Annotated in this window: 24 protein-coding genes; 13 read left to right on the forward strand and 11 right to left on the reverse strand. The window is 53.9% G+C overall.

Features of this window, described 5'->3' with window-relative positions:
• Positions 1-54: 54 nt before the first annotated feature.
• From WH50_RS21585 to WH50_RS21595, 3 genes are read right to left on the reverse strand one after another with little or no spacing between them, the layout of a single operon-like run.
• A complete protein-coding gene (locus WH50_RS21585) occupies positions 55-498 on the reverse strand; it encodes a PilZ domain-containing protein (protein ID WP_133251399.1) in 444 nt (147 codons plus the stop codon).
• A complete protein-coding gene (locus WH50_RS21590; protein WP_110189299.1) occupies positions 479-1207 on the reverse strand; it encodes an OmpA/MotB family protein in 729 nt (242 codons plus the stop codon). The genes WH50_RS21585 and WH50_RS21590 overlap by 20 nt, the downstream gene beginning before the upstream one ends.
• Before the next feature lie 3 nt (positions 1208-1210).
• On the reverse strand, positions 1211-1981 hold the full coding sequence (locus tag WH50_RS21595; RefSeq protein ID WP_110189300.1) for a motility protein A: 771 nt from the start codon (positions 1979-1981) through the stop codon (positions 1211-1213).
• Between the two features lie 474 nt (positions 1982-2455).
• Here WH50_RS21595 and phbB point away from each other — a divergent pair, with 474 nt between their 5' ends.
• Positions 2456-3205, forward strand: a complete 750-nt coding sequence (gene phbB / locus WH50_RS21600) for an acetoacetyl-CoA reductase (protein ID WP_110189301.1) — start codon at positions 2456-2458, stop codon at positions 3203-3205.
• 57 nt (positions 3206-3262) lie between these two features.
• Here phbB and WH50_RS21605 read toward each other — a convergent pair whose 3' ends face one another.
• Positions 3263-5695, reverse strand: coding sequence for a DUF349 domain-containing protein (locus WH50_RS21605; protein ID WP_207780423.1), 2433 nt, complete (start codon positions 5693-5695; stop codon positions 3263-3265).
• A gap of 567 nt (positions 5696-6262) precedes the next feature.
• Here WH50_RS21605 and sbcB point away from each other — a divergent pair.
• Both sbcB and WH50_RS21615 read left to right on the forward strand, forming a co-directional pair.
• Complete coding sequence (gene sbcB, locus WH50_RS21610) at positions 6263-7741, forward strand: exodeoxyribonuclease I (protein WP_110189303.1); 1479 nt, start codon at positions 6263-6265, stop codon at positions 7739-7741.
• Complete coding sequence (locus tag WH50_RS21615; RefSeq protein WP_110189304.1) at positions 7680-8186, forward strand: hypothetical protein; 507 nt, start codon at positions 7680-7682, stop codon at positions 8184-8186. Before sbcB ends, WH50_RS21615 begins: the two co-directional genes overlap by 62 nt.
• Before the next feature lie 8 nt (positions 8187-8194).
• Here the strand turns inward: WH50_RS21615 and WH50_RS21620 are convergent, their stop codons facing one another.
• The 5 genes from WH50_RS21620 to WH50_RS21640 all read right to left on the reverse strand — a co-directional run bounded on the left by WH50_RS21620 (position 8195) and on the right by WH50_RS21640 (position 13220).
• Positions 8195-8602 carry a VOC family protein gene (locus WH50_RS21620; protein ID WP_110189305.1) on the reverse strand — a complete coding sequence of 136 codons (408 nt, stop codon included), beginning with the start codon at positions 8600-8602 and terminating at the stop codon, positions 8195-8197.
• Positions 8603-8673: 71 nt separating this feature from the next.
• The gene (locus WH50_RS21625; RefSeq protein WP_110189306.1) at positions 8674-11430 is read right to left on the reverse strand and encodes an insulinase family protein; all 2757 of its coding nucleotides are present in this window, start codon (positions 11428-11430) and stop codon (positions 8674-8676) included.
• Positions 11431-11535: 105 nt separating this feature from the next.
• Positions 11536-12189, reverse strand: a complete 654-nt coding sequence (locus WH50_RS21630; RefSeq protein ID WP_110189307.1) for an SOS response-associated peptidase — start codon at positions 12187-12189, stop codon at positions 11536-11538.
• Between the two features lie 7 nt (positions 12190-12196).
• The gene (locus WH50_RS21635; RefSeq protein WP_104155782.1) at positions 12197-12463 is read right to left on the reverse strand and encodes a hypothetical protein; all 267 of its coding nucleotides are present in this window, start codon (positions 12461-12463) and stop codon (positions 12197-12199) included.
• 262 nt (positions 12464-12725) lie between these two features.
• Positions 12726-13220 (reverse strand): DUF6231 family protein, encoded by a 495-nt coding sequence (locus WH50_RS21640; protein ID WP_110189308.1) that lies wholly within the window; start codon positions 13218-13220, stop codon positions 12726-12728.
• Positions 13221-13550: 330 nt separating this feature from the next.
• Here WH50_RS21640 and WH50_RS21645 point away from each other — a divergent pair, with 330 nt between their 5' ends.
• From WH50_RS21645 to WH50_RS21655, 3 genes are all read left to right on the forward strand, one after another.
• Positions 13551-13934 (forward strand): DUF6394 family protein, encoded by a 384-nt coding sequence (locus WH50_RS21645; protein WP_110189309.1) that lies wholly within the window; start codon positions 13551-13553, stop codon positions 13932-13934.
• 8 nt (positions 13935-13942) lie between these two features.
• On the forward strand, positions 13943-15667 hold the full coding sequence (locus tag WH50_RS21650) for a potassium channel family protein (RefSeq protein WP_110189310.1): 1725 nt from the start codon (positions 13943-13945) through the stop codon (positions 15665-15667).
• A 207-nt stretch (positions 15668-15874) separates the two neighbouring features.
• Positions 15875-16783, forward strand: coding sequence for a Tim44 domain-containing protein (locus tag WH50_RS21655; protein ID WP_165838512.1), 909 nt, complete (start codon positions 15875-15877; stop codon positions 16781-16783).
• A gap of 90 nt (positions 16784-16873) precedes the next feature.
• On the opposite strand, the gene yaaA is transcribed toward WH50_RS21655, so the two are convergent.
• Positions 16874-17653: a peroxide stress protein YaaA gene (gene yaaA, locus WH50_RS21660; protein ID WP_110189312.1), complete on the reverse strand. Its 780-nt coding sequence runs from the start codon at positions 17651-17653 to the stop codon at positions 16874-16876.
• A 188-nt stretch (positions 17654-17841) separates the two neighbouring features.
• Positions 17842-19209, reverse strand: a complete 1368-nt coding sequence (locus tag WH50_RS21665) for a formimidoylglutamate deiminase (protein ID WP_110189313.1) — start codon at positions 19207-19209, stop codon at positions 17842-17844.
• A gap of 271 nt (positions 19210-19480) precedes the next feature.
• Between WH50_RS21665 and hutC the strand changes: the two genes are divergently transcribed.
• From hutC to hutG, 7 genes are all read left to right on the forward strand, one after another.
• Positions 19481-20257 carry a histidine utilization repressor gene (gene hutC / locus WH50_RS21670; RefSeq protein ID WP_243410219.1) on the forward strand — a complete coding sequence of 259 codons (777 nt, stop codon included), beginning with the start codon at positions 19481-19483 and terminating at the stop codon, positions 20255-20257.
• A gap of 69 nt (positions 20258-20326) precedes the next feature.
• A complete protein-coding gene (locus WH50_RS21675; RefSeq protein WP_110189314.1) occupies positions 20327-20938 on the forward strand; it encodes a HutD/Ves family protein in 612 nt (203 codons plus the stop codon).
• Between the two features lie 401 nt (positions 20939-21339).
• Positions 21340-22332, forward strand: a complete 993-nt coding sequence (locus WH50_RS21680; protein WP_207780424.1) for an ABC transporter substrate-binding protein — start codon at positions 21340-21342, stop codon at positions 22330-22332.
• Between the two features lie 115 nt (positions 22333-22447).
• Positions 22448-23293 carry an ABC transporter permease gene (locus tag WH50_RS21685; protein ID WP_104155773.1) on the forward strand — a complete coding sequence of 282 codons (846 nt, stop codon included), beginning with the start codon at positions 22448-22450 and terminating at the stop codon, positions 23291-23293.
• A gap of 10 nt (positions 23294-23303) precedes the next feature.
• Positions 23304-24164 (forward strand): betaine/proline/choline family ABC transporter ATP-binding protein, encoded by an 861-nt coding sequence (locus WH50_RS21690; protein WP_110189315.1) that lies wholly within the window; start codon positions 23304-23306, stop codon positions 24162-24164.
• Between the two features lie 97 nt (positions 24165-24261).
• Entirely contained in the window at positions 24262-25785 is a 1524-nt protein-coding gene (hutH, locus tag WH50_RS21695) for a histidine ammonia-lyase (protein WP_110189316.1), read from the forward strand.
• Positions 25786-25835: 50 nt separating this feature from the next.
• A complete protein-coding gene (hutG, locus tag WH50_RS21700) occupies positions 25836-26639 on the forward strand; it encodes an N-formylglutamate deformylase (RefSeq protein ID WP_110189317.1) in 804 nt (267 codons plus the stop codon).
• Positions 26640-26654 lie beyond the last annotated feature (15 nt).

Raw genomic sequence — 26654 nt, forward strand, 5'->3', positions numbered from 1 at the left:
CTATCTGAAAACACACTAGACTACGCATAGGGATGGCAACTGGCCATCCCTTTTTTATGGTGAAGATTGAAGAGCAGAGTTTTGATTCTGAGAGCGAGGTAGCTTCAACTTATCTTGTCTGATATGTGCTCTTTGCAATGCGTTAATCACTTCGCTCAGCTTGTTTGTCCTTCGCAGAGAGAGCGTCAAAAACTCTGCGTGCCATTGCTGATTCGTCTTCATGATGACACGCAACTCTAAAGGTAGTTGCTGACGCTTTTCACCAATATCTGGTTGGTGGTTTAGCAGTAACAGAGCCTTATATGTGTGCCCTATGACATATTCCTGCTCTGGCTGAGAGAATGCGCAGCCAGAGACACTAATATTGAGCAATTCGGTGTCATTGCCATCGAGCATCAGTTTGATGAGCAGTCTGTCGCTACGGCGGAGGTCCACTCGATAGTGAGCTCTCCGAGCTTCGCTGTCAGGGAATAAAAACTTAGGACTTGATTCTTTCAAGTACAAACTCCACACGTCGATTTTGTGCCCTGCCATCAGCAGTTGTATTACTGGTTATCGGCTTGGAGTCAGCGTAACCCGTTGCGCTGAAACGATTTCCAGGCAGGCCCTCAAGTAAAAAGTAGCGTAGTACAGTAGTTGCGCGTACCGCAGACAATTCCCAGTTAGATGGATATTGCTCAGTGTAAATTGGCTGATTATCTGTATGACCCTGAATATTCACTTCAAACTCGGGGTGGCCTTTGAAGAGCTTTGTCAATGCTTGCAAGATGGGTTCAGCTTCATATGAAAGGTCAGTAGAGGCCGGGTCAAATAGTGCCTGCCCATTCACACGAATATAAAGACGGTCATCTTTCTGAATAATCTGCACTTCCTTGGAAAGCATAGGTGTATCGATCATTTGCTCCAGTTCCTGGGCCATTACCGTTAGCTCAGACCGGGTTTTTGTCTCGGGGACTACAACGTCTTCTTTCTGAATAGGTTTGCGTTCTGTTGGCGCTTCGTGAGGGAGTTCAATAATAGCATTCGTTGTCCCCATGGTGTTCAGGCTGAAGCGAACCGAAGTGAAGATCTCTTTGAATTTCTCTATCTTGATGGTTGAAATGGAAAATAACAGTATAAAAAAGACCAGCAGTAAACTCATCAGGTCAGCATAGGTTGCAAGCCATCCCATTTCCTCTGGCTCTTCAAACAAATCATGCTTACTCATGAATTATCCGCCTTTGCCCAAATTCACGGGCTGTCTTTGCGCTTCCGGGATATAGGAGGACAATCTTTCATACACGTTCAGATAATTGTCGTTGGATAAAATACTGATGGCCCCTTCTCGAATAATTTCGAGATTCTGGACCTCCAATAGTGTGCGGGCACGCAGCTTTCCAGCGATCGGAAGAAAGAACATGGTGCTCATTAAAGAACCATAGAAGGTTGTCAGCAGAGCAACTGCCATCGCAGGGCCAATCGTATCGGGATTATCCAGCTGTGACAGCATTTGCACTAGGCCGATCAGGGTGCCGAGCATACCAAAGGCAGGGGCATAGGACGCCATCTTCTTAAATATATCTTGTACGGTGAAGTGTCTGGCTATGAGAGAGTCGATCTCTGTCTGCAGCGTCTGTCGGATAAAGTCTTCGCTAGCAGCATCAGCGAGCAGGTTGCAGGCGCGTTTGAGAAACTTGGATGTTGTTTCAACATTGGCCAGAGCCAGCAAGCCATTGCGGTGGCTCACTTTGCTTAGCTCTAACATGGTGTGAATCATTTGTTGTGGTTTGGTTCGATCTTGAGCGAATACAATAAAGGCGCTTTTAAATGCGGCGAGCACGTCTTTAAACTGAAAGGTGAGTAAGGTCGCTGCAATCGTTCCCCCGACAACAATCATCAAGCCGGGAACATTGATGAAGATATGAAAGTCGCCTCCCAAGTATATGGCAGAAACAATTAAAGCCAATCCGGAAAGGATGCCGAGGATGGAGGCAAAATCCATATAACACTTCGCTCTAAAACGGGGGAGATGGCCTCTAGGTTAGACAATGGAAACGAAAAAACAACTCTTCAGTAAATCTTTCTGGGGATAACCGTATTTGTAGTGCGACAGAGTTCCCTGCAGCGTATGCTTGGCTAAGCTATTGGATTGCGTTTTCTGGCATCTTAGGTTGATGCCTTGGCAGGTAATGCGGATTTGTATGTTGGCTACAGGGCGAATCATCGAACTGTAACAGTTGGCGCATTCAATGCATGGGTTGACTTCGAGCGCTAGAAAGAGCGAAGTAACATCAAAACAACATATTAGTTCAGATAAGGAAGCCGTTTGACTGAGGAGGCACTAGTACTGCCGGATTCATGATCGGGAAAATCCTGAATCACCTCAGCGGGCGTGCTCTCAAGGAAGAGGTCAGTGAGCCATGTGGAAGAAAACCTATAATTTTCAATACACACAACGCGCAAGGAGAAGCAAGGCATGACTAAGCGTATTGCACTTGTAACTGGGGGAACAGGGGGAATTGGTTCTGCTATTTGCCAGAGTCTGGCACAGCAGGGCTTTCAGGTTGTAGCGGGTTATAACAGTGGTGGCAATCACGAGAAGGCAAAGGCGTGGCAGGAGGAGATGCTGCAGAAAGGCCTGGAGATGGGAATAGCCTATGGTGATGTGACAAAGTATGAGTCCTGTGAGCGTTGCATCAGGGAAATAGAGGAAACGTATGGAGAGACTGTATCTGTATTGGTAAACAACGCGGGTATCACTCGCGATGGTCAGTTCAAGAAAATGTCCTGGGAGCAGTGGAACGAGGTTCTCACCGCGAACCTGGACTCCATGTTCCATATGACGCGTCTGGTTATCAATCCAATGATTGAAAAGGGCTGGGGGCGCATCATCAACATTTCTTCTGTCAATGCTCAAAAAGGGCAGTTCGGACAAACCAATTACTCTGCTGCTAAGGCTGGCATTCACGGCTTCACAAAGGCATTGGCGCAGGAAGTTGCTAGCAAAGGTGTGACTGTTAACACCGTATCACCAGGATATGTGTTAACACCTATGGTGGAGAAAATTGCACCTGAGGTACTGGATAAGATCAAGTCAGGTATACCTGTTGGTCGTCTGGGTACACCTGAAGAAATTGGTCACGTAGTGTCATTCCTGTGCGATGATTTCTCTGGCTACATTACCGGTTCAAACTTAGCCATTAATGGTGGTCAGCACATGTTCTGATCTGTCTCGGGGAGGTGCACTCCCCGATTAGATCAGCTTGCAGGAGCAAAGGTGCGATCAGTATCGCGCCTTTGCTTTTTCTAGTGCGCTATGGAAGCGATTTTGAAGTACCGTATTGACTACTGGGCCATTCTCATACCACTCCAGCTCGATCTCATGCATCTGTACGAATAACGGTACGGTGCCTTTGTCAGCCTGTGCCATGGAGGCTTGCAGCTTTCCGAGTTGATATTGCATACGTAAAGACTGGTCTTGTTCGGGTGAGTCCAGGCCAGCCAGTAGCTCCATACGGATACACAGCATACGTTGCGCTTCTGACACCTCATCAATACGCTGAAGTATGGCGCCCTTGCCCTGACGAACGGCTGCCAAGCGAGTTGCTAATGGTTCTGATGTATCACTGAGTTCGATGTCAGTTGCAGCAGCCTTGTCTGAAAGTATCGCTTGTTCAGCTTCAGCCAATACCGCTGCTGCAGATCTGGTTTGTTGGAGCAGTGTCATCAAAGGTTGATACTGTTGCTCTAACAAACGCTGTTCAAGCGTTTCAAGCTGCTCATCTACATGTTCCTGACGAGGTTCCTGCAATACTCTTGGCAGAGATTGAAACTGCTGGATAAGGGTTTTGATCTGTTCTTCGTTAACCCTGCTTTGAGTTATCACTTCACTGAGTGCCTGGTCAAAACGTTCCGCTTCCTGATTGGCAGCTTCAAATCGCTCTAGTCGTTCTACCTTTTGTGCCTGGAGCACGGAATCGCGGCGTTGAAATAACTCATCACAACACTCACGGAAACGTTGCCACAAGACTTGATCTTGGCGGCGGCGCCCTTGGCCAAGTGTTTTCCAGTCTTGTTGCAGTGTTTTGGCGCGTCGAGTGGCTGCGATGATGTCAGTCCAGCTCAGTAGGTCTACGGCTTCGTTAACAATGGCCTCTTTGGCATCTTCCTGCTGCTTGCGATAGCATACGATGGCATCGCTGAGTTGCTTCATGTGGAAGTCAAATCGGGCTTGCAGTGCTTCGCCTTCCTGGCGTTCGACAGGGCTGTAGGCTTGCCACTGTTGACGAGCAGTATGGCGTAACTGCTCAAGGAAATTCCCCTCTGCAGTTGAGAAGGCAGCAGACTGAATGAATTCTTCCAGCTGCGTGGTTAGTAGTTGTCGCTTCTGTAGATTGTCCGCGCGTAGTGCAGCTTGTTCTTCCAGATAGGATTGGCAGTGAGCGAAAGCTTGATCGCTGGCTTCGCGGAAGGCTTGCCACAGGTCTTGAGCTGTACTGGTAGGATCAGTGCCAAGCCCACGCCACTCCTGGTTATATTTGCGAATTCGCGCCAACTGCTCTGCACCTGCAAGGGGTGCGCTGGCCAGTGCTTGCATGGCAGCAATCAGCTGCTCCTTTTTCGGACGAATTGCAAAGCCTTGCCAGTCTACTAGTTCGTGCAGCTGTTCCTGTAACTGGGCAAAGCGCGGTTGCAGAGAGAGTAAATGGGCTTCCTGCATGCGCTCTTCGAGCTGGCTGGCAATCCGGCTGGCAGCTTTTGAGCGGCCCGCTTTCAGATGGCGAGCCATCTGATCCAGCTTGTTTTCGATAGGCTGACGACTTTCACGCTCAGCCACTTTTGCTTCACGTGCCGCTTTTTTAACGACACCGAGTCGGGTATAGCTTTCACTCAGAATATTTGGAGAGGGGAGGGCATCAGGCCATTCCAGCTGTTTAAGCAATCCACTCAGTCGTTCGCTATCTGTCTCATCACTCTGTAATACCAACTCGAGTTGAGGGGACAGCTCAGCATAGCGCTGCCACACAGACAGGATATCGCTGATTTCGTTGTGAGGCTTTCTAGTCTGGTCAGATATTCCCAACTCTGATGCGCGCTGAGCGATTCGACTCAGTGCCTGGCTGACATGCGACGCTTGTTCGGGATGAGCGCTACGAGCCTGCTCCAGCAACAGGGTATATTCTGAGATAAGTACAGAGCGTTGTTCAGCCTGTTGCTGTTGCAAGTGACGAGCAGACTCTTCTTGCTCCTGGCGTTGAAGCTCGGCTTTGACTACCTGTTGGCACTGCTCTACGGCGTGTTCGAAACGCTGTAACAATACCGGTTGCAGTACAGTCTGATTCAGGGCATACCACTGCTGGGAGATACCTTCCAGTTTGGCCTTGTAATGAGGGAACCAACCAGTACGTGCCAGCGCCTCAAGGCTTTCACATAAGTGCTCACCCTGCTGACGCTGTTGATCCGCATCTTTTTCCTGTTGTTTGTAGCTGTTCAGTTTGTCGCGTACCGTGCGCTGTAGCCGCTTGTGGTTTTGGCACAGCTTAAGCAGTTGCTCCAATACTTCTCGGTCACTGATTCGTTCTGCAGCTTGAATACGTAAGCTTTGATCAACTTGCCCAGAGGCGACCTTCAGTAGCGCATAGTCGTCTTCCAGTCGAGCCATGGCAGCTTGTTGCAATGGCAGCGCGTTTGCTCGCAGAGCAATGTGCAGCAGCACATCAGGCTGCGACACTTTCTCAAGGCATTGTAATGCGCCTTGCTGGTCACCATCGGTCACCCCTTTGCTGCTGAGCAGGTCTGCCAGCCGTCGGATCGCGATGTCGCGTAAAGTGCTGTCTGCATTGTCACTGGCAAAACGTGTGAGGGTATCCCAATCCTGAATTCGTGCCAGTGCGGCAGCACGTACGTCTGTTGCCGAATCCTGATGGAGCAGTTCAAGCAGAATTTTTGCCTGATCGGGATTGTTGCCCTGCAGCAGTGAGACAGCCTGCAGTCTTACTTCAACTTTCGGGTGTTGCCATTTGGGGCGGAAAAAGCGCGCGAACATATAAATCTTCTGTACGTCTGACTCTGTTCGGGCAAACCACTGTCAGGGTCAGCAACCTGACACCGGTTTGAGGGGGTCGACATTGTATCGTCCTTTAGAGAGCGCTTAAAGCTTCGTTCCGTAACCGAAATCCCGGCAAAATCAAAAAACGTATGTTGCTCCAGCGCAGTGCGGGAAGTGCGCCTCGTTACCTTCCCTGCTAGTCTGTGACAAAGATTCATAGTGGCTATCTTGTTTATGAGCAGTTCAACAACGTTCTTTTGGCACGATTATGAGAGTTTTGGCATAGATCCCGCGCGCGACCGACCTGCTCAGTTCGCCGGTATTCGTACGGACTGGCAGCTGAATCCCATTGGCGAGCCTTTGATGATTTATTGCCAGCCAAGCTTTGATTACCTGCCTCAGCCTGTGGCCTGCATGATCACCGGTATTGACCCAGCGCTGGCATGGCGGCAGGGGCTGCCTGAAGCTGAATTTATTGCACGCATCGAATACGAGCTGAAACAGCCGGGAACCTGCGGAGTCGGCTACAACAGTATTCGCTTTGATGATGAGGTTACCCGCCATACGCTTTATCGTAACCTGCGCGATCCTTATGCGCGTGAATGGCAAAACGGCTGTTCGCGCTGGGATATCCTCGATATGGTGCGGCTGGTGCGATTGATGCAGCCAGATGTGCTAGTTTGGCCTGAGGTAGATGGCCGGGTCAGTATGAAGCTGGAGCATCTGACCCAAGCCAACGGTGTAGGGCATGACAAGGCACATGATGCTTTAAGTGATGTGGAGGCTACTATCGCTCTGGCGCGGCTGATCAAGACACGTGCTCCGAAGCTGTTTGATTACTGTCTCAGCTTGCGTGACAAGCGTGAAGTGCAGGGCAAACTGGATATCTTTCGCCACAAGCCCGTTCTGCACATTTCTGGCATGTTTCCCACCGAGCGAATGAATGCAGCGGTTCTGGCGCCGTTAATGAGTCAGCCGGGTAATGCGAACGGGATCGTCTTGTTTGATCTTAGCCAGCCTGTACAGGTGTTGCTCGACACCTCTGCCGAAGAGCTGGAGCGCCTGCTCTATACTCCCACTGATCAGTTGCCGCCCGGGCAGGTCAGGCCAGCACTGAAGACGTTACATATTAACCGCAGCCCGGTGGTGATGGGAGTTAACAAGGATATCGCCGACAGGCTGGCATTGTCGCTGGAGTCACTGCAGGCCAACCTGACTCTGTTGCGTCAGCATACTGAGAACTGGAAGCCCAAGCTGGAACAAATCTACCAGCGTAAGCCCGCTACAGAGCTCCAGGTTTCTGATCCTGATCTGATGCTCTACAGCGGCGGTTTTTTCAGTGCTTCTGACAAGCGGCTGATGCAGTCGGTTATTGAGATGCCAGCAGAGCAGCTGCGTGGATATTGTCCTCCCTTTCAGGATGGCAGACTGGAGGAAATGCTCTTTCGCTATCGTGCGCGCAGCTTTCCGCAGCATCTGAGCGAGGCAGAAAAGGCTCAATGGATTGAGTTTTGCCATGAGCGTATCACTGATGGGCGCGCAGGCGCCCTGACGCTGGAGGCTTACCGCTCCGAGCTGGAGGCGTTACTGACTGATGAAAGCCTGACACAGGAAAAGCACTTGCTGTTGAGACAGTTGCAGGAGTATGGCAATGAAGTTGAGCGTTGCTTGGCCAAAGCTGAGCTGCAGCCTGCTGCTTTTAGTCGGCGCTGAAGTCGCTGCTGCTGGGTTGGAGCAAGGGGTGGATGGTCTGCCAGTGACCGTCATCCCTGCAGCCAGTACCCTCAAAAAAACGTCGGATCAGGAAAATGTCAGCGTTATTTCTGCATCGAAGGTGCAAGCGGTAAAGGAAGACAGTGCTGTAAAGGTGATTCCTGTTGCCAGCACGGCGCGTAAGGTGAGCGATGACAATGTGGTAGTCATTCCTGCTCAGGCGACCAGGGTTGCGGTGCCCGATGATGTTGACGTTATTCGTGCGCCACAGAAAAAAGCCCATACAACTGAAGAGGTCGTGGTGATACCCGCGCCGCCCAGACACCCGATCCAGACCGCCGAGCAGGTGACTATCATCCCGGCGACAAAGAAAAAGCTGCCAGTGCCGCAGACCACATGGCAGGTTCAGGTTATTCCCGGATCACAGATCAAACCAGGGCAGTGATGAAAAGGTCAGCGGTGGAGCGGCGGACCTTTCAGCTCCAGTGTGTTGCCTTCAGGATCTTTCAGATAGATCGATGGGCCCAGCCCATCGGCACCGTAACGTGACTCGATGCAGCCGGTGCTCAGGTTCATCGCGGTCAGCAGGGACTCTAACTCCGCCTTATCAAAGGGCTCTATTCTGAGGCAGAAGTGGTCAAGATTACGTCCTTCAGTTTCTGCCGGTGCGCCTCCTGTACGGCCAAGAGGGCCATCGATGGTGATCAGATCAATGAGTGCATTACCTGCTCGTAACTGGTAGAGCCCAAGTTCTGGGCGCTCTCTTTCAAGTGTGCAGCCAAGATGCAGATAAAAATCCAGCATCCTGCTCAAGTTGCTGATCCGTAGCACCAGATGGTCAATACCAAGGATGGTAAACATCGCTGTCTTCCCCATGCCTGGATGCCGCCCGGCAGCACGGTCAAAGCGGCCGGGCGGTATCGGTCATTTTGCTATTTCTGGGGTTCGGGAGAGGCGGTCACAATCAGTGCACGTCGTTGTTGTGGTGACAGCATGTGGTCGTAGATGGCTAGTAACGTGGCTCTGTCGATAGTGCCAATGGCTTTTAACAGCTCATTGCGGCTGTCGAAGTTGTAGGCGCCGCGATCAATCTCCCGCCAGTAATAGTTACTCCGCTCGTACAGGGTCTGATCAGGCTTGCTCAGATCGCTCATTAAGCCCTGTTTGAAGGTTTGTAGCTGATCGTTGCTCAGGTGCTGCAGCTGTGTACGGAAATCTTGCATGAATTGATCGACCCTGGTTGTGAGGGTGGCGGCATCTGCCGATGGCGACTGTAATACCAGGCCGATGCCGGGCCAGTCCATGATCGGCATCGGGGTAGCGAACACGATATAACCCAGTTGCTGACGAGTGCGCAGATCTGCGTAGAAAGGGGTGGAAATAATCTGGCTGAGTAAGGCGAAAGCGGCACGATGCTTCAGGTCATCCTGATCAGCCTGCCAGTACCAGGTGATCGCGGTGTCCTTGTGAGGTCCCTGTTCGCTGATGCTTTCTTGATAGCCAGCGGGTAGCGCATCAATTGTTGCACGCGGCACCTCTGCAGGTTGGGCGTTATCCAGCCAGGCATGCTTTACCTTCTCCGCCATGGAACGGGCCTGCTGCTGGTCCAGATTGCCATGTGCAAGTATTACTACCTGAATTTGCTGGCGCCATGCGGGAACAAACTGCTGCAGGTCATTCAGGCTGATGCCCTGCAGTGCACTGATTAGCTCGGCGCTGGTGTGAAACGACGGCATCAGGCGTTCAGACAGACGCCCCATGCTGACTTTGTAGGGCATGGATTCTTTGCGGTTACGGAGCTCATCCAGATAGTCTTCCTTGATCTGGTCAAAACGGACCTGATTCCATTGGGGTTGCAGCAAGGCATGTTGTAGTTCATCCAACAGTACACTTTGCTTGTCGTTGTAGCCGGTAATCTTGAAGCTGATGCCACGAATATGGCGATAGAGTTCAAACTCCAGTCCTGCAACAAAGGCGGGGTAGGTCAGGGTATTAAGCTGTTCCTCCACCATGCGGGTGTAAAGTTCACTCAGGGCGGTATCTCTGGCTGTGTCGTTGGTTTTCGCTGAGCGCAGGTTGACGAAGAAGTCGGCCTTTGGGGTGCCAAAGGAGGTATCTTGCTGATACCAGAAGCTGAAGCCGGGCTGCTGTTGCAGTAATTTGGGTTTAGCGGAATCGTTGCCTTTCAGAACATGTAACTGTTCAGCAATGAATGGGTTTGCGGCAGGCAGGGCCAGTTGTTGCAACCACTCAGGGTGCGACACCTGCCATTGCTCCTGTTTCAGTTGGGTGTAGCGGTACGGCACGTCATACCAGCGGCTGGTTTTGTCGGTCGACAGGCCGGGCGCCATCAACGTTACCAGCAAATGGCCTGGGGTGAGATAGTCAAGAAACTGGCGGATAACCTGTGCATCGTAGTTGTGATAATCGTAGCTGCTATAGAGCACTTGCTCCGCAGTGTGGTCCTGCAGGGCATTGGCGAGGCCGCTCACCCAGTTGATCGGCGGCACCTTCTCCTGGAAGCGGAAGTCGATCTCAGCCAGTCTGGCCATTTCCCTGAAGCGCCACTCGTCGATACCACCTTCTTCAATCTTGCGCAGATAGGCAAAAACCAGAGAGACGATGTCATTGATGTGCTCCTGACCTGCGGCCGTCAGACTGAGGCTGATTTGCATCGTGGATGCGTCGGGGCCGTTGTAGCCCACTCCCGCACCAAGACTGCTGGCCCAGCCGAGTGATTTGAGAAGAGCCAAAACACTGCCCTTGCCCTCGTCACCCAGCAAGGATGCCAGGTATTGCACGGGCTTGTTATCCTCATACTGGCGCAGCGGTGGCAGGGGGAACGTCAGGCTCAGAGTCCGTACTTCACGAATCGGCGTCAGCTGTAGCTCTGCAGGTAACTGGCTGGAGGTGAACAGCGGGGGCATCTGACGAGAGATGGTGGGGTGATCAGCAATGCTTGCAAAATACTGTGTGACCCAGCTTGCCAGCTGTGGCAGGGGCTCTTTGCCGAGTACCACCAGACGCATGCGGCTGGCACTGTAGCTGTGCTGATAAAAGTCGATCAGGGCGTCACGAATTTTCAGCTCTCCGTGATCCTGCAGGGTTTGTAAATTCCCCACACTGAAGCGGCTCATCGGATGGTCGGGGTTGTAGGTTTCACGCATAGTTTCGTACAGACGACGGCCATCTTCCCGAATCTTGGCCTTGTACTCCGAATCGACCGCATGCGCTTCACGGCTGACGTAGTCCTCACTGAACCGGGGGGCGATGAAGAACTGTGAGAAACGGTCAAGCGCAGGAGCTAGCTGGTCAGGATCGATATCAAAGAAAAAATTGGTGTGGTCAAAGGCGGTGTAGGCGTTCTGGCTGCCACCATGCTGATTGATGAAGTCCTGATAGGCATCGGCCTTGGGGTATTTGCTGGTGCCGAGAAATAGCATGTGCTCAAGGAAGTGAGCGAGTCCGGGCCACTGTTTGGGTTCATCCGCGCTGCCAGCATTGACGTCCATCGCCGCAGCACTCTTGTCAGTATCGGGATCGCTGATCAGCAGCACTTGCAAGTGGTTGGGCAGCACCAGGCTCTGGTAGCTACGAGTGTCATTGGGGCTCTTTTTGATCTCGGCTGCTGGCACTGTCATCGATACCAGCAAGGGGAGCATGGGCATCCACCACCACTTTGTTTTCATAACACTCCTAGTTGTCTTTCCGACCGGGCAAGGTCGATATATTCGAATATCACGGGCTTGCGTCGCGTGTGTTGGGGTAACCAACGCGCAACAGCGGCAAGTTGTTCAGCCTTTGAACACTCTGCCGACAGGCTTAATGCAATCAGAGCCCTGAAATTGCGGAGAGTTCATTTCTGCGGTTACCTGCCAGGTTTGCAATACCCCCGACCAGGGTTGTAACAGCTTGATGGCGTCGGTATCGGTTGTGTCTGTACTCAGCCACTGAGCCGTTTGTTGCTGATCCAGCAGGGCAGGCATGCGCGTCAGAAATGCACTAAGAAAGGGATTGCTGGGAACACTGATCAATGCACAGGTCAGAAAGCGCATATCGCCTAACTGGTAGACTTCCCACAGGGCGGCGATGTTCATCAGCGTTTGTTCCGGGCTGGAGATGTAGATGGGCCAGCGTCGCCCTGAGGCACTGATCCAGTCAAACACGCCATCAACAGGAAGCACGGCACGTTGTCTGGCCAGCGGGCGTTTGAACATGGCATTGGTGAGTAGTTGTTCAGCCCTGGCGGTGTAGGGCGCTTCATTGAGTCGCTTGATCCAGGAGGGGGCCAGCCCCCAGTGGGCAGGCTCAAGCAAATAGGGTTGGCGCTGAAGTGCCAGCCACTGATAGGGGGAGAGATTGTAGCTGGCTGTCAGTGGACGAGGGGCGGTACCTTGCAGATCCCACCCCTGTTGCAACGCTTCAACCTGAACAATGCGTCCAGTCATCAGCAGGTCAGTGTTTGTGAGGCAGGGCGGCCAGAGCGATATCCCGGGCGCGATGCTGTTCTTTTTCCGGCAGAGTGGCAATCTGCTCCAGCGCCACCAGTGCCTGGGTCAGCTGCAGGGCAAACTCACGGTTGGCTTCCTGGAAGGCAGCGTCAATGGCCTGATAGACCCGTTCGATCTGCTGTTCCTTCTGTTCCTGACTGTCGACTTGCTTCAGGGCTTGCAGGCAGGCCGTCGCAATCTTCATATAGCGTTGGTTGCGTGCTTGGCTCATGGGGGGATACTCCGGCTGGGTAATTCTGTATCGGATGCTGCTGCCATGAGGCGAAAGACATACACACGGAAAGATGCGTGTCAGCAATCTGGCGTTGTAAATCCCTTCGGTGCACTCATCTACATCAAGTAAATGCTGTGTCCTCAGTTATTTACGCTTTGCTGGCTCCGTCACACAACCTGTCGTGAATAGGTGCTTATTTTGCATCGGCAATTGGCGCCTATCTTATGCCAAGACTTCGCATCTGCACAACGCAGAAGCCCTACCACCAGTATTTTCCCCAGTTCTCCGGGTTGGCCCAGTTGTCAGGGTTGTTCCAGGTGCGCACGTGGTTATAGGTCAACAGGTCGAAGGCATAGAACACCAGCTTGCGCTGACCCTGGCTGAAACCCTGTTCGCGGGTGAGGCCCAGCGCATAGAAGTCTGCATCCTGCCAGCAGGTGTCACCATCCTGTTCGGTGGGGCTGTAGCTCAGCCAGACGCGCGGCGCACAGTAATTACGCAGCCAGCCAAGCAACGCTCTGCCCTCCAGTGGTGGCAGGTGTTCCAGCGCATCGGTGAGCAGGATCAGCTCGGAGGGGGCAGCACCTTGCAGTTGCTGGCGGGCATCGTGAGCCTCGAAGTGCTGCATCTGGCAATCGTGTTGCTCGCAATAGCTCTGCAGTGCCGGTGGAACGCAGGCGCCGATGCTGACCACGCGCTGAGGTGCCAACTGTTGCAGTCGATCAAGTAAAAACTCATTTGGCGAGCGAACCATGGCAACTTCCTGCTTAACTACGGGGACAGGCCGACTGCAATGCAGACGGCGCCCGAGTATGTCAGACGCAATATCGATGTATCAACCTGTGCAGGTGGGCATTCCACTATAGTTTTATCCGTCTGTCGCCCTGTCAGGTGAAGGCTTTTTTGCTGTGTGCGGTTGTCAGGTTTCGGGGGAGTGGTCAGGTACCCGCTTGATGGTGGGTGGTGTGACCCGTCGGCACAATTTGCACATTGGCAGCGGATAGCTATGCTAGCGCGGCATAAATCAGTCGCAGCCAGATGCCGAGCGGCGACCGTGGAGTTGAACCCGTTGGGAGTGGATGGAATGAATAGGGAAAAGGTGGTTTTTGCGTTCTTTATTGTGCTGGCACTGACTCTCAATTTTGGCTTTGTGCTGGGCGAGATTCATAACGCTAATCACCACAATGCCTTTGAGTTGTTTGCCGCTATCGTGGTCAGCCTGATTGCAACGGTACTCAAGTTTGGTGACAGAACACACATCGGCGCGGTGTTGCTGGCTACCAGTCTGGTGGCAGACTTGCAGCTGTTGCTGGCCGCTGGGGTATGGGCCTATGCGGACTATGTTTCGCTGGACGGATTGACCGAAAATGTTGTGGCCAGCGTGGTCTCGCTGTCAGCAGGTGCGCTGTTGGCCAATCTTACTTCCGTCATCCTGTTGATGGTGGAAACCGTGATGATTCGCCGCTAGGTGCGCGTGTGAATTCCGTCATTTACCTGTTGCTGCGCCGCCTGCGCTGGCCGCTGATTACTCTGATTGTGGTCTATGCCATCTCCATCACTGGATTTGTGCTGATTCCCGGTATGGACGACAAAGGCCAGCCCTGGCAGATGGGCTTCTTCCATGCCTTTTATTTTGTCAGTTTCATGGGGTCGACCATCGGCTTCGGCGAAATTCCCTATGCCTTTACCGACGCCCAGCGCTATTGGGCGATGTTGACCATCTACGTTACTGTCATTGCCTGGCTGTACGGCATTGGCACCATGCTGGCGATTCTGCAGGATCAGGCATTCAGCCGGATGCGCGCCCGTCAGCGTTTTCGCAATGCGGTCAAGGCCATTCAGGAGCCGTTCTACCTGATCTGCGGTTATGGCGTCACCGGCAGTCTGCTGGTAAACAAGCTGGCCTCCCGCGGTATTCAGGCGGTTGTGGTGGATATCAATCAGCAGCGTATAGACGATCTGTTGACTGATACGCTGCCCATGGCAGTCCCTGCGCTGTGTGCGGATGCCTGCGAACCAGACATTCTGACTGATGCCGGGCTGCTGAAGCAGCACTGCATTGGTGTTGTGGCCTTGACCAACAGCGATGAGGTCAATCTTGCGGTGGCGATTGCCAGTAAACTGCTGGCGACCCGTACCCCGGTGATCAGTCGTGCTGAGAGCCAGGCGATTAATGACAATCTGGCTTCCTTTGGCACCGAGCATATCGTCAACCCCTTTGAATCCTTTGCTGAATATCTGGCCATGGCGATCCACTCGCCCTACAAGCATCTGGTTTATGACTGGCTGGTCAACCCGAGACACCGTCCTGCCAAGATTGGTGCTCATCAGGTGCAGGGCACCTGGGTCATCTGTGGCTACGGGCGCATGGGGCAGGCACTGCACCGTTACCTGGGGGCACATCAGGTTGATATGGTGGTCATTGATGAGGACCCGGCCAAGTTCGGCATGATGGATGACATGGTGCTGGGGCTGGGCACTGAAGCTGTTACTTTGCAGGAGGCACGCATTGCGCAGGCCGTGGGAGTGGTGGCTGGAACGGCCAGTGATGCCAACAACCTGTCGATTCTGATGACAGCACGTATGCTCAACCCTGAGCTGATCACCGTGGCACGGCAGAATCAGCGCTACAACGAACGTGTCTTTCAGGCTGCATGTCCTGACTATGTCATGGAGCCAGCCTGGATTATCGCCAACAAGATCATGCTGCTGATCAAGACGCCGTTATTGCTGGATTTTCTGCGGCAGATGGGAGGGCAGAGTGACGCCTGGGCGCAGCAGTTGATTGAACGGATGCGCGAGGTGGTGGATGACCAGGAGCTGGATAGCTGGTCATTAACGATCGATCAGCAGGAGGCGCCTGCCATCATGACTGCACTGACAGATCGCCAGTCGGTGCCGCTGGGCGTATTGCAAGTAGACCCGCGGCAGAGGCTGGATGCACTCAAGGCTTTCCCGCTGATGATCAAGCGTTCAAACGGTCTGGTGTTACTCCCTACTACCGATACCTTGCTGCAGGAAGGTGACGTTATCCTGTTCTGTGGCCGTTATCGGGCATCAGCTCTGATGCAATGGACCGCGGGGAATTACAACGTGCTGCGCTATGTACGTGATGGTTTTGATGGGGCGTCAGGGTATGTGTGGCGCTGGCTGAGTAAGTCATACCGCGAAAGAAGGAAAATGTCCCATGAAATCAAGTGATTAGCTGATCCGGAAACTATCGGTAACTAGGATAGACGGGTAGGGTGCTTTAACTTGGACTGGCTGTGAATCTAAAATAAGGAAAATTTTGCACATTTTAGCCCTCTTTGTGTAAGGTGCGCGGGTGCAGAATGCATATAGCCAATACTGGAGAGACGTATGTTGTTAAGCAGTCGGTTGTTTAAAACAGTTTCGTATAGAAGTTTGATGACCTTTTTTACTGCCTTCCTGCTGATGTTCAGCCTCGGAATGCAAAGTGCCGAGGCTGCACGTCTGGGAAGCGGCAAAACCTTCGGTAAGACCTATTCCACGCCAGCCAAACCGGCGTACAGCCCCACGTACAACAAGTCCAGCACGACGACTAACCCGGCTACGGGCGCTGCTGCAGCTCAAACTGCCAAGAAGCCTGGATTCATGGGGGGCATGCTGGGCGGCTTACTGATGGGTGGCCTGCTGGGTGGCCTGCTGTTCGGTGGTGTAGGTGGTGGTTTGCTGGATATTCTGGTGTTGGCTGCACTGGCATTTCTGGCCTATCGCTTCTTTACTCGTCGTAAGCAGGCGCAATCATCACAGGCGGATAATCAGGGTTATGCCCATGCTGGCGCCAATAATCCCTGGCAGGCACGTAATGAACAGCCTGCCGAGGCGGTGGTTCAGCCCCAGACCACTTCCGCCATGCGTAGCGGCAGCTTTGGCTCAACTGAGCAAGGACTGATGGCTGAGCTGGCAGATGAGGTGAAAATCCCTGACTGGTTCAAAAAGGATGCTTTCCTCGAAGAAGCCAAAGATCATTTCCGTGCTCTGCAGAAGGCGTGGGATTCTGCAGACTACGCCACGCTGTCCAGCTATATGACGCCTGAGCTGTTTGCCCAGATCAAAGCTGAGCGTGAGCAAATGGGTGAGGCTCAGCACACTGAAGTAGTATCGGTGATGACTGATCTGGTCGATTTCCAGCAAGTGGGTGACAAGGTCGTGGCCAGCATCCAGTTCTCTGGATGGGTACGTGAGCAGCAGGCAGGCCAGGAAGGTGAGTTCAGTGAAATCTGGCACCTTGCCAAGGACGCCAGCCAGCCCAACAGTGCGTGGGCTATCGAAGGTATTCAGCAGCCTGGCTGAGGCATATCGTTCAAGTAGAAATAGCAACGGCGTCCATAATGGACGCCGTTGTTGTATCAGGAGGCATGACGGGCTGTTTAATAGCCCTTTTTATTCCGCCCCTTCCTCACGCAGAAACACCCAGGTATCCCCTTTGGATTGCTCCTCGCTGAAGTAATAGCCTTTATAGTCAAAGTCTTTCAGCGCTTCAGCAGTGGCGGGTTGCTGATCGATCATATAGCGCACCATCATGCCGCGCGCTTTTTTAGCGTAAAAACTGATGATCTTGTACTGACCATTCTTGGCATCCTTGAATACCGGCGTGATCAGGCGTCCATTCAGTTTCCTGGTGTTGACCGCCTTGAAATACTCGGTGGAGGCCAGATTCACCAGCGTCGAATCGCCTTGTTGTGCGAGCAGCTGATTGAGCTCCTGCGTCAGCTTATCTCCCCAGAAACTATACAGATCTTTGCCACGACGATTGGCAAACCGGGTACCCATCTCCAGACGGTAGGGCTGCATCAGGTCCAGCGGCCGCAACAAGCCATACAGGCCGGAAAGAATGCGCAGGTGTTCCTGTGCATAGTCAAGTTGTGGCTCATCCAGTGTCCCCGCATCCAGGCCGAGGTAAACGTCACCTTTGAATGCCAGCACAGCCTGTTTGGCGTTGTCAGGAGTGAAGTCGGGTTGCCATGCAGCAAAGCGCGATGCATTCAGGGAGGACAGGTTGTCACTCAGGCTCATCAGGGAGGCAACTTGTTGTGGAGAAAGCTCTCGCAGCTGTTCGATCAGCTCAGCTGAGTCATCCACAAAATCGGGCAGGGTGTAACGTGAAGTGCTGCTTGGTGTCTCGAAGTCCAGAGTCTTGGCAGGGGAAATCACAGCAAGCATGGGGATTCCTTATTCAGTCAGGTGTGCTGGCCAGTGCGGGCCGCTGTTATCGATAGCTAAACTGAGCGGGAGTCTACCCAAGGGATGGGTAAAAGACTAATTGGGTCTGCCTATGGTGGTAGTAGCTAACGTCAGCAGCCTGTTTTTAACCAACAGGCTGCTGATCGGTGGGCTGTGGTGTGTATTTATCAGCTGAAAAGCTTGCGCAAAGTGACCGTGAAGCGTTCAGCCGCCTGCTCCTCCAGCACATGGTGACCATCACGCACCTGCCATTTTCCGCCCACCATCACATCGCGAATCTGGCGGCTGTTCCCCGCAAATAGCCAGCGGTTGAGCACGTCATCCGGTTGGCTGCTGGCGATAAAAGGAGCCTGTCCATCGATTACTAGCCAGTCGGCACGGTAGCCAGCCTCCAGCCTGCCAATCGGCTGCCCGAGTGCTTGAGCACCGCCTTGCAGTGCGCCCTGGTAGAGGTAGTCAGCGACGTGTTTTTGTTGAGGGTGGGTAAGACGATTGCGCTTCTGATCCCGCAGACGCTGTCCGTATTCCAGCCAGCGCAATTCTTCCATCATGCTGACGCTGACATGGCTGTCACTGCCGATGCCGAATTGTCCGCCCGTAGCGAGATATTCAGTAGCCGGGAAAATACCGTCGCCGAGATTGGCTTCGGTGGTAATGCACAGGCCAGCAATCGCCTGCGAGGTGGCCAGGCGTCTGCACTCTTCATCATTCAGATGAGTCGCGTGTACCAGACACCAGCGCTGATCGACCGCCGTGTTATTGAGCAGCCATTCGACAGGGCGCTGACCACTCCAGCTCAGACAATCGTTGACCTCTTTCATCTGCTCGGCAATGTGAATATGTACCGGCAGACTTGTATCGGGGAAATGATTGAGTAGCGAATGCAACTGATCCGGTGTTACCGCCCGCAGTGAGTGGAAGCACAGGCCGGTACGCTGCAAAGGCTGTCTGGTCAGCTGATCACTCAACTGGTTCAGCAATGCGCTGTAGCTGTCGATACTGTTGATAAAGCGACGCTGGCCTTCCATCGGTGACTGGCCACCAAAGCCGGAATGGGCATACATCACGGGCAGGAGCGTCAGACCTATGCCGGTTTGCGCTGCAGCCTCACTGATACGCAAGCCCAGTTCGGCGGGGTTGGTGTATGGCTGGCCATGGATGTCGTGGTGCAGATAATGAAACTCGGCCACGCTGGTGTAGCCGGCCTTGAGCATTTCGATGTAAAGCTGGGTGGCAATAGCGGATACGTCTTCTGGTTGCATATTGCCCAGCATGCGGTACATCAGATCACGCCATGTCCAGAAGCTGTCCTGCGGATTGCCCGCTACTTCGGCAAGACCTGCCATGGCACGCTGAAAGGCGTGGGAGTGCAGGTTTGGCATGCCCGGAAGCAGTGGTCCACAGAGATGCTCTGCACCGTCAGCGCTGGTATTGACCTCGATGTGCTCGATCATACCCTGTGATGAAACGGTGATACGTACGTTGGAAGCCCAGCCTTCAGGCAACAGGGCAAGATCGGAAAAGTAGACAGCCATGGCCAATGCCTTCTAGATTGAATGCAGTTTTGTCAGGTGAAGACGGGCGGGGAGGCTGCGCAGGCCTTGAGGCAGGATAGCTGCACACAAGCCACACCGCGGAAATGTCCTGCTTCTCACTGCCACTACGTCTGTGCAGAGTGTGGTGTACAGAGCAGTATGGCCGACACCTGAGTAGGGTTGAGAAAGTGTGTTGTATATACATATATATACGTTATAGTGGGGCAAATCAATTTATCCCTGATGCCCGTGCTTTGCAGGAGAACAATGGGTGAGTAGAGATCTAGGTCAGGATGTTTCCGAGTCATCAACAGCAGCCGAGGGACTGGGGCAGAACGGCCCGGCACCTCTGTATATGCAGGTCAAACAGATGATTCTCGGCCAGATCCGCAATGGCAACTGGCCACCACATCACCGGGTGCCATCCGAAAGTGAGCTGGTCAAGGAGCTGGGTTTCAGCCGGATGACCATCAACCGTGCGCTGCGCGAGCTGACGGTGGATGGTCATCTGGTCAGAATGCAGGGTGTCGGAACCTTCGTCGCTGAAGCCAAAGGGCATTCTGCACTGTTCGAAGTGCATAACATTGCTGATGAAATCGCCGCACGCCGTCATCGCCACCATGCTGAAATCATCAAGATGGAGCGCGGTAGCGCAACGACTGAGCAAGCCATTGCTCTGGGGATTCGTGAGGGAGCACCGGTGTTTCATTCGGTAATCGTGCATTACGACAACGATGAAGCCATTCAGATTGAAGATCGCTACGTCAACCCTGAGCTGGTCCCGGACTACCTGCAGCAGGACTTCTCCCGGCAGACTCCGTTTACCTATCTCAGTCAGATCGCGCCTCTGACCGAAGGAGAGCATGTGGTTGAGGCTGTGCTGGCGGCGCCCTGGGAACAGCAGCTGTTGCATATCAGCGCCACCGAGCCCTGTTTGCTGATTCGTCGCCGCACCTGGTCGCAGCGAAGGGTGGTGACGTCTGCACGCCTGCTCTATCCCGGCACGCGCCATCGTCTGGAAGGTCACTTCAAGCAAGGGGATTCGTGATATTCCATCCACCCGCATCAGGTCGCTGCCGCCAGTGACGACCGGAGTGTGCTTCTCACAGAGATCATAATGAGCCAAGTCATCTACCTCCCTCTTGCCAGCTGTACCGTCATGCCCTGGAAAAACGGTGGCGGTACTACGACAGAAATCTTTCGTCGTGATGACCCTGCCGATAGCGGACGTTTCCTCTGGCGTATCTCGGTAGCTGATATCGGCGCTGCAGGCCCGTTTTCTGCCTTTGACGGTTATCGCCGGGTGATATCGGTGATTCAGGGAGAAGGCATGGTTCTGACCATCGATGGTGAAGACTCGCCGCCGCTGCATACAGGTCAGGCATGGCCGTTCTCTGGCGCCAGTGAAGTTGATTGCCGATTAATTGACGGGCCGGTTCGCGATCTCAATCTGATCTATGCGGAGGGGCAGGTGGTGGCGGATGTCTCCTGGCACCAGGGGGAGCGCTGGTATATGCAGGAGACCACTGAGGCCGATGTGTTGGTGGTGTTTGTGCAAAGTGGCAGTGTTGAACTGAGCCTGGCTGATACTGCCTGGTCATTGCAGCCTCTGGATACGCTGGTGGTGGAGCGGAGTGCCAGTCACGTTCCGTCTATGTTGAAACTGATAACGGCTGCAGCCAGTACGGTGTGCATAATGAAACTTGTTTTCCGTTCTGCGCCTGTCTGAGTTCTGTATTTTCTCTGCGCCATCGTGGTGCGTTTCTATCCTTTCAGTTCTACCTGTCGACTAGCCAGCCCGTTGTTGTGACGGGCTGCTTGCTCCTCGTTTTGCTCGTATCCAGCAGATTTCATTTTTACTGCCTTTTAATCAGGCAAAACGCATTTTTCAGGCACTGAAATCGAGCGTTTTTTCTGTTCGTTTTTGCTGATTGCCGTATTGCATCCGAACAAAAATCAACCTAGTATCGAGTCAATTGTATATACAGGTACTTATGTCTTGGACGCTAAGGTAAGCCTGCAGATACGAGATGCTGTCGCACGAAAACACGTCGGAGTACGTGACAACAAGATCTGGCTGATAAGGGACTGAGTCATCCGCAATAACTTCCCATTACTGTGAGGACGACGATGAAAGCATCACCGATTAACCGGAAAGTACTCAAGGCCAGCTGTCTGGCGGTGGCCATGACCGGTGCCATGACCATGACACAGGCTGCCAGTGCTGATACCTGGTGTGGTTCTGGTAAGACCGTAAAGTTTGCAGGTATCAACTGGGAAAGTGGCATGTTCCTGACGGATCTGATGCAGACCGTGCTGGAGAAGGGCTACGGTTGCAGCACCGATGCGCTGCCCGGTAACTCCATTACCATGGAACAGGCCCTGGCCAACAATGATATTCAGGTATTTGCGGAAGAGTGGATCGGTCGCAGTGATGCCTGGAACAAGGCCGCAGCAGCAGGCAAGGTGGTGGGTGTTGGCGCGCCAATCGTGGGTGCCACAGAAGGTTGGTATGTCCCCCGTTATCTGGTTGAGGGCGATGCCAAGCGCGGTATCAAAGCCAGCGCGCCTGACCTCAAGAGCATTGCCGACCTGTCACGTTATGTCAGTCTGTTTGCTGACCCCGAAGAACCCGGTAAAGGCCGCTTCTACAATTGCCCTGCAGGCTGGACCTGTGAGCTGGAAAACAGCGAGAAGCTCAAGGAATACAGTCTGGAAGACAAATTCGTGAACTTCCGCCCCGGTACCGGCCCGGCGCTGGATGCTGCCATTGCCTCCAGCTACAAGCGTGGCCAGCCCATCCTGTCTTACTACTGGTCACCTACTGCCATGCTCGGCAAGTACGATCTGGTGCAGTTGCAGGAAAAGCCTGAAGACGTGAAGGAAATCAAGATTCAGGTGGGTGTGTCCAAGGCCTTCGAAGGTGAAGCGCCTGAACTGATTGATGTGCTGTCCAAGGTCAATGTGCCCATCGACATGCTGAACAAAAGTCTGGCTCGCCAGACGGATGAAAAGCTCAGCAGTGCCGAACTTGCCAAGCTGTTCCTGAAGGAACATCCGGAAATCTGGAAGCAGTGGGTAAGTGCTGAAGCGGCGGACAAGATTACCGCTGCCGTGCAGTAAGCTTGACCATGTGAGGAGCCGGGTGGTGCTGATACCGCACCACCTGAGCTGCTGCGATTGCATATCGTTGCCAGAGCCGCCACCGTGATGGCGGCAGGCACGAGGGAGTACGCCGATGTTTCCAAAGAACCTTACCTTTTCGATGGCCGATGGCATCAACAATTTTGTTGACTGGCTGGTCATGCGTTATGGCGATTCCCTGCGCCATGTTTCGGATTCCATTCTGAGTTTGATTGTTGGCCTTGAGGGATTGCTGCGTGCCATCCCCTGGTGGGCTTTTCTGATACTGGCGGGGGCATTGGCCTGGCATGCCAGCAAACGCTGGACACAAGTGGTGGTCGTGGTGGCCTTGCTGTATTTCGTCGGCGCCGTCGGCCTGTGGGACAAGCTGATGCAGACCCTGGCCCTGATGATGGTTGCCACCCTGCTATCAGTGGCGGTGGGTATACCGCTGGGGATTCTTTCGGCGGGCAATGATCGCTTTCGGACTGTGCTGCTGCCGATGCTCGACATCATGCAGACCATGCCCAGCTTCGTCTATCTGATCCCGGTGCTGATGCTGTTTGGTCTGGGCAAGGTGCCAGCGATTCTCGCCACCGTGATCTATGCAGCCCCGCCGTTGATTCGCCTGACTGACCTTGGTATCCGCCAGGTAGACAAAGAGGTGATGGAAGCGGTGACGTCTTTCGGTGCCAACCGCTGGCAGAAGCTGTTTGGTGTGCAGATTCCGCTCGCTCTGCCCAGCATCATGGCTGGTCTGAACCAGACGACCATGATGGCACTGTCGATGGTGGTGATTGCCTCGATGATCGGCGCCCGTGGTCTGGGTGAGGACGTCCTGATCGGTATTCAGACCCTGGATGTCGGCAAAGGGCTGGAAGCGGGGCTGGCCATCGTTATTCTCGCTGTAGTGATTGACCGTATTACCCAGGCCTATGGCAAGCCACGTCATCACCTGTGAGGGAAGGATCATGAGCAAGATTGAAGTACGCAACGTCTATAAAGTATTCGGTCACCGTGCCAGCGAAGCCATGTCCATGATCCGCTCCGGTAGCAGCAAGGGTGATGTACTGGCTAAAACCGGCTGCACGATTGGCGTCAACAACCTGTCATTGCAGATCAACGCCGGAGAAATTTTCGTCATCATGGGCTTGTCCGGCTCGGGCAAGTCGACACTGGTACGTCATTTCAACCGGCTGATCGAACCCAGCAGTGGCGAAATACTGGTCGACGGGCAGGACGTGGTACAGCTGGACAAGAAGGCGCTGGAAAGCTTCCGGCGCAGCAAGATCAGCATGGTGTTTCAGAGTTTCGGTCTGCTACCGCATCGCACGGTATTGGATAACGTGGCCTATGGATTGCGCATCCGGGGTGAAGACAAGGACAAGTGCGACCAGCAGGCGCGTTACTGGATTGAAACGGTGGGGCTGAAGGGTTACGAGAGCCGCTATCCTGACCAGCTGTCGGGAGGGATGCGTCAGCGTGTGGGCCTGGCACGTGCACTGGCGGCGGATACCGAGATTATCCTGATGGATGAAGCCTTCAGCGCACTGGATCCGCTGATTCGAGCTGATATGCAGGATCAGCTGCTCGAATTGCAGAAGAACCTGCACAAAACCATCGTCTTTATTACCCATGATCTGGATGAGGCCATCCGTATCGGTAATCGTATCGCCATACTCAAGGATGGCGCCCTGATTCAGGTCGGCACGCCGGATGAAATCCTGCATCAGCCCGCTGACGACTACGTCAATCGCTTTGTACAGCGTCATGTCACTCGTCTGTCTGAAGCGGCACCTGCCAGTGCCGATAATCTGGCAGTGCCTGCCTGAAACTGTTTCAGGCAGGCATCGAAGCCTTTTCTGGTAGCCGCTGCTCACCGCTGAGCAGCGGCGTTTTCTTCGCTTTTTCAACGGAGCAGTCAGCGAAATGTCGTCAACGGCAGTGCAGACAATTGTAGTGGGAGATGCTCCCGTCAGCTGGCGGGATGTAGTGGCAGTGGCCCGAGACAACGCGTTGATGCAATTGTCAGAGCAAGCCTGGGGGCGCATCACTCAGGCACGTCAGGTGGTCGAGCATATCGTTGCCAGAAGGGAGCGTGCCTACGGTATCAATACCGGATTGGGGGCGCTGTGCAATGTGGTGCTGGAGCCTGATCAGCTGTCGGCATTATCACGCAATACCTTACTCAGTCATGCCTGCGGCGTGGGGCGTCCTCTCAAATCCGAGCAGGTGCGAGCCATTTTATGTGCCGCCATCATTAACTACAGCCATGGCCACTCCGGTATCAGCCGCGCTGTGGTTGAAGCCTTGCTGGCAATGCTGAATCAGCAGATCACGCCGGTGGTGCCTGCACAAGGTTCGGTGGGTTATCTGACCCATATGGCACACATCTCCCTGACACTGATTGGCGTCGGTCAGGTGGAATATGCAGGTCGGTTGATGCCAGCGGCGGAGGCATGGCAACGGGCTGAATTGCCTATCGTTGAGCTGGGGGCAAAAGAGGGCTTGAGTCTGGTCAATGGTACGCCCTGTATGACTGGCCTGAGCTGTCTGGCGCTGGCTGATATTCATACCCAGATGCATTGGGCTGATATTACCGGTGCCATGAGTTTTGAAGCGCTGCGTGGTCAGCTTGCTGCATTTGATCCGGAAGTGCTGGCATTGAAGCCTTACGCCGGCGTGGTGAAGGTCGGTGAACATCTGCGTGCCCTGCTGCAGGGCAGTGAGGTGCTGCAGGCCAGTCAGGGGATCCGTACTCAGGACGCCCTGAGCATCCGTTCGATGCCGCAGATTCATGGCGCCTGTCGCGAACAGGTGCGTCATGCAGCCGGGCAGGTCGATGTCGAACTGAACTCGGCAACCGATAATCCGTTGATCATAGGTACGGCGGATAACTATCGGGTGGTATCCCAGGCGAATCCGCACGGTGAGCCTGTCGCCATGGCGGCGGATGTGCTGGCGCTGGCGGTAGCAGAGCTGGGTGGAGTGGCTGAGCGCCGGATTGACCGCCTTATCAATCCTCTGGTCAGTGGCTTGCCGCCGTTTCTGGTAGCAGAAAGTGGTGTGAACTCCGGCATGATGATTGTCCAGTACGTCGCTGCTTCGCTGGTGGCAGACAACCGGCGACTGGCGCAGCCCGCCGTGACAGATAACTACATCACCTCTGCATTGCAGGAGGACCATCTGAGCATGGGGACCAGTGCTGCCTTGAAACTGGCGGAAGCCGTAGACAATCTTTATCAGATACTGGCCATTGAGTATCTGCTTGCCGCCCAGGCATTTGAATTTCTGCCCGAGGCGAAAGGCGTGGGCACGCAGCAGGCATGGCAGCAGTTGCGCCAGCATGTTGAGCCCTATCACCAGGATCGCTGGTTAGCGCCCGAGATAGACCGCGCCAGTCAGCTGCTGCGCAGACCGGACGTACTGGCGGCGATAGAAAAAGTGTTGTGACTGCCTGCACAAGACAGCAACAGCGATACCGATAAGAAAGGAATGTCGACATGTACCAAGCATTTGAGTTCAGGCAGGGCAAACTGCCTCTGCTGATCAGCATGCCTCACACCGGCACCTGGCTGACTGACGCCGTTGCCGCTGGACTCACCGAAGAAGCACTGAAACTGCAGGACACCGACTGGCATATGCCCCGGCTGTATGACTTTGCCGAGGCCATGGGCGCCAGCCTGCTAATGGCCAATTATTCGCGCTATGTGGTCGATCTGAACCGCCCGGCCGATGATCAGCCGTTGTATCAGACTGCCACCACGGGGTTGTTTCCCGATATCAACTTTGATGGCACTCCATTGTTCAGAGACGGTTTGGCGCCGAGCAAGGAGGAGCATGATCGCTATCTGGAAATGATCTGGAAACCTTACCACCAGCAGATCGAACGCGAGCTGAGCCGGCTGCGGGATGAATTCGGCTATGCCTTGCTGTTTGATGCCCACTCCATCCGCTCGGAGGTTCCCCGGTTGTTCGAAGGCCGTTTGCCGGATTTCAATCTGGGTACCAACAGTGGCGAAAGCTGTGCGCCGGACATGCAGTCAGCACTGGTAGCCGCGTGTGACGCGCAGCAACAATTTAGCCACGTGCTGAATGGTCGCTTCAAAGGGGGATATATCACCCGTTGCTTTGGCAGACCTGAGCAGCACTGGCATGCAGTACAGCTGGAATTGGCGCAGCTCAATTATATGAGTGAAGACTATCCTTTCGGTTTTGAAGCGGACACGGCCCAGCCGACTCAGGCACTCATCCAGCAACTGTTGCAGGCCATGTTGAACTGGGCTGTTGGTCACTACCGCAAGTAGCCGGAATGGTGACCC

Source organism: Pokkaliibacter plantistimulans (genome assembly GCF_003194385.1).
GTDB classification, from domain to species: Bacteria; Pseudomonadota; Gammaproteobacteria; order Pseudomonadales; family Balneatricaceae; genus Pokkaliibacter; species Pokkaliibacter plantistimulans.

What these genes read in the sequence shown, in the direction of transcription:
- WH50_RS21635 (WP_104155782.1), bottom strand. Translation starts at nt 12,463, where the DNA reads ATGAGCCAAGCACGCAACCAACGCTATATGAAGATTGCGACGGCCTGC.
- WH50_RS21620 (WP_110189305.1), bottom strand. Translation starts at nt 8,602, where the DNA reads ATGTTTACCATCCTTGGTATTGACCATCTGGTGCTACGGATCAGCAAC.
- WH50_RS21645 (WP_110189309.1), top strand. Translation starts at nt 13,551, where the DNA reads ATGAATAGGGAAAAGGTGGTTTTTGCGTTCTTTATTGTGCTGGCACTG.
- hutG (WP_110189317.1), top strand. Translation starts at nt 25,836, where the DNA reads ATGTACCAAGCATTTGAGTTCAGGCAGGGCAAACTGCCTCTGCTGATC.
- WH50_RS21690 (WP_110189315.1), top strand. Translation starts at nt 23,304, where the DNA reads ATGAGCAAGATTGAAGTACGCAACGTCTATAAAGTATTCGGTCACCGT.
- WH50_RS21625 (WP_110189306.1), bottom strand. Translation starts at nt 11,430, where the DNA reads ATGAAAACAAAGTGGTGGTGGATGCCCATGCTCCCCTTGCTGGTATCG.
- yaaA (WP_110189312.1), bottom strand. Translation starts at nt 17,653, where the DNA reads ATGCTTGCTGTGATTTCCCCTGCCAAGACTCTGGACTTCGAGACACCA.
- WH50_RS21640 (WP_110189308.1), bottom strand. Translation starts at nt 13,220, where the DNA reads ATGGTTCGCTCGCCAAATGAGTTTTTACTTGATCGACTGCAACAGTTG.
- sbcB (WP_110189303.1), top strand. Translation starts at nt 6,263, where the DNA reads ATGAGCAGTTCAACAACGTTCTTTTGGCACGATTATGAGAGTTTTGGC.
- WH50_RS21630 (WP_110189307.1), bottom strand. Translation starts at nt 12,189, where the DNA reads ATGACTGGACGCATTGTTCAGGTTGAAGCGTTGCAACAGGGGTGGGAT.
- WH50_RS21680 (WP_207780424.1), top strand. Translation starts at nt 21,340, where the DNA reads ATGAAAGCATCACCGATTAACCGGAAAGTACTCAAGGCCAGCTGTCTG.
- WH50_RS21665 (WP_110189313.1), bottom strand. Translation starts at nt 19,209, where the DNA reads ATGGCTGTCTACTTTTCCGATCTTGCCCTGTTGCCTGAAGGCTGGGCT.
- phbB (WP_110189301.1), top strand. Translation starts at nt 2,456, where the DNA reads ATGACTAAGCGTATTGCACTTGTAACTGGGGGAACAGGGGGAATTGGT.
- WH50_RS21615 (WP_110189304.1), top strand. Translation starts at nt 7,680, where the DNA reads ATGAAGTTGAGCGTTGCTTGGCCAAAGCTGAGCTGCAGCCTGCTGCTT.
- WH50_RS21590 (WP_110189299.1), bottom strand. Translation starts at nt 1,207, where the DNA reads ATGAGTAAGCATGATTTGTTTGAAGAGCCAGAGGAAATGGGATGGCTT.
- WH50_RS21675 (WP_110189314.1), top strand. Translation starts at nt 20,327, where the DNA reads ATGAGCCAAGTCATCTACCTCCCTCTTGCCAGCTGTACCGTCATGCCC.
- WH50_RS21595 (WP_110189300.1), bottom strand. Translation starts at nt 1,981, where the DNA reads ATGGATTTTGCCTCCATCCTCGGCATCCTTTCCGGATTGGCTTTAATT.
- WH50_RS21685 (WP_104155773.1), top strand. Translation starts at nt 22,448, where the DNA reads ATGTTTCCAAAGAACCTTACCTTTTCGATGGCCGATGGCATCAACAAT.
- hutH (WP_110189316.1), top strand. Translation starts at nt 24,262, where the DNA reads ATGTCGTCAACGGCAGTGCAGACAATTGTAGTGGGAGATGCTCCCGTC.
- WH50_RS21655 (WP_165838512.1), top strand. Translation starts at nt 15,875, where the DNA reads ATGACCTTTTTTACTGCCTTCCTGCTGATGTTCAGCCTCGGAATGCAA.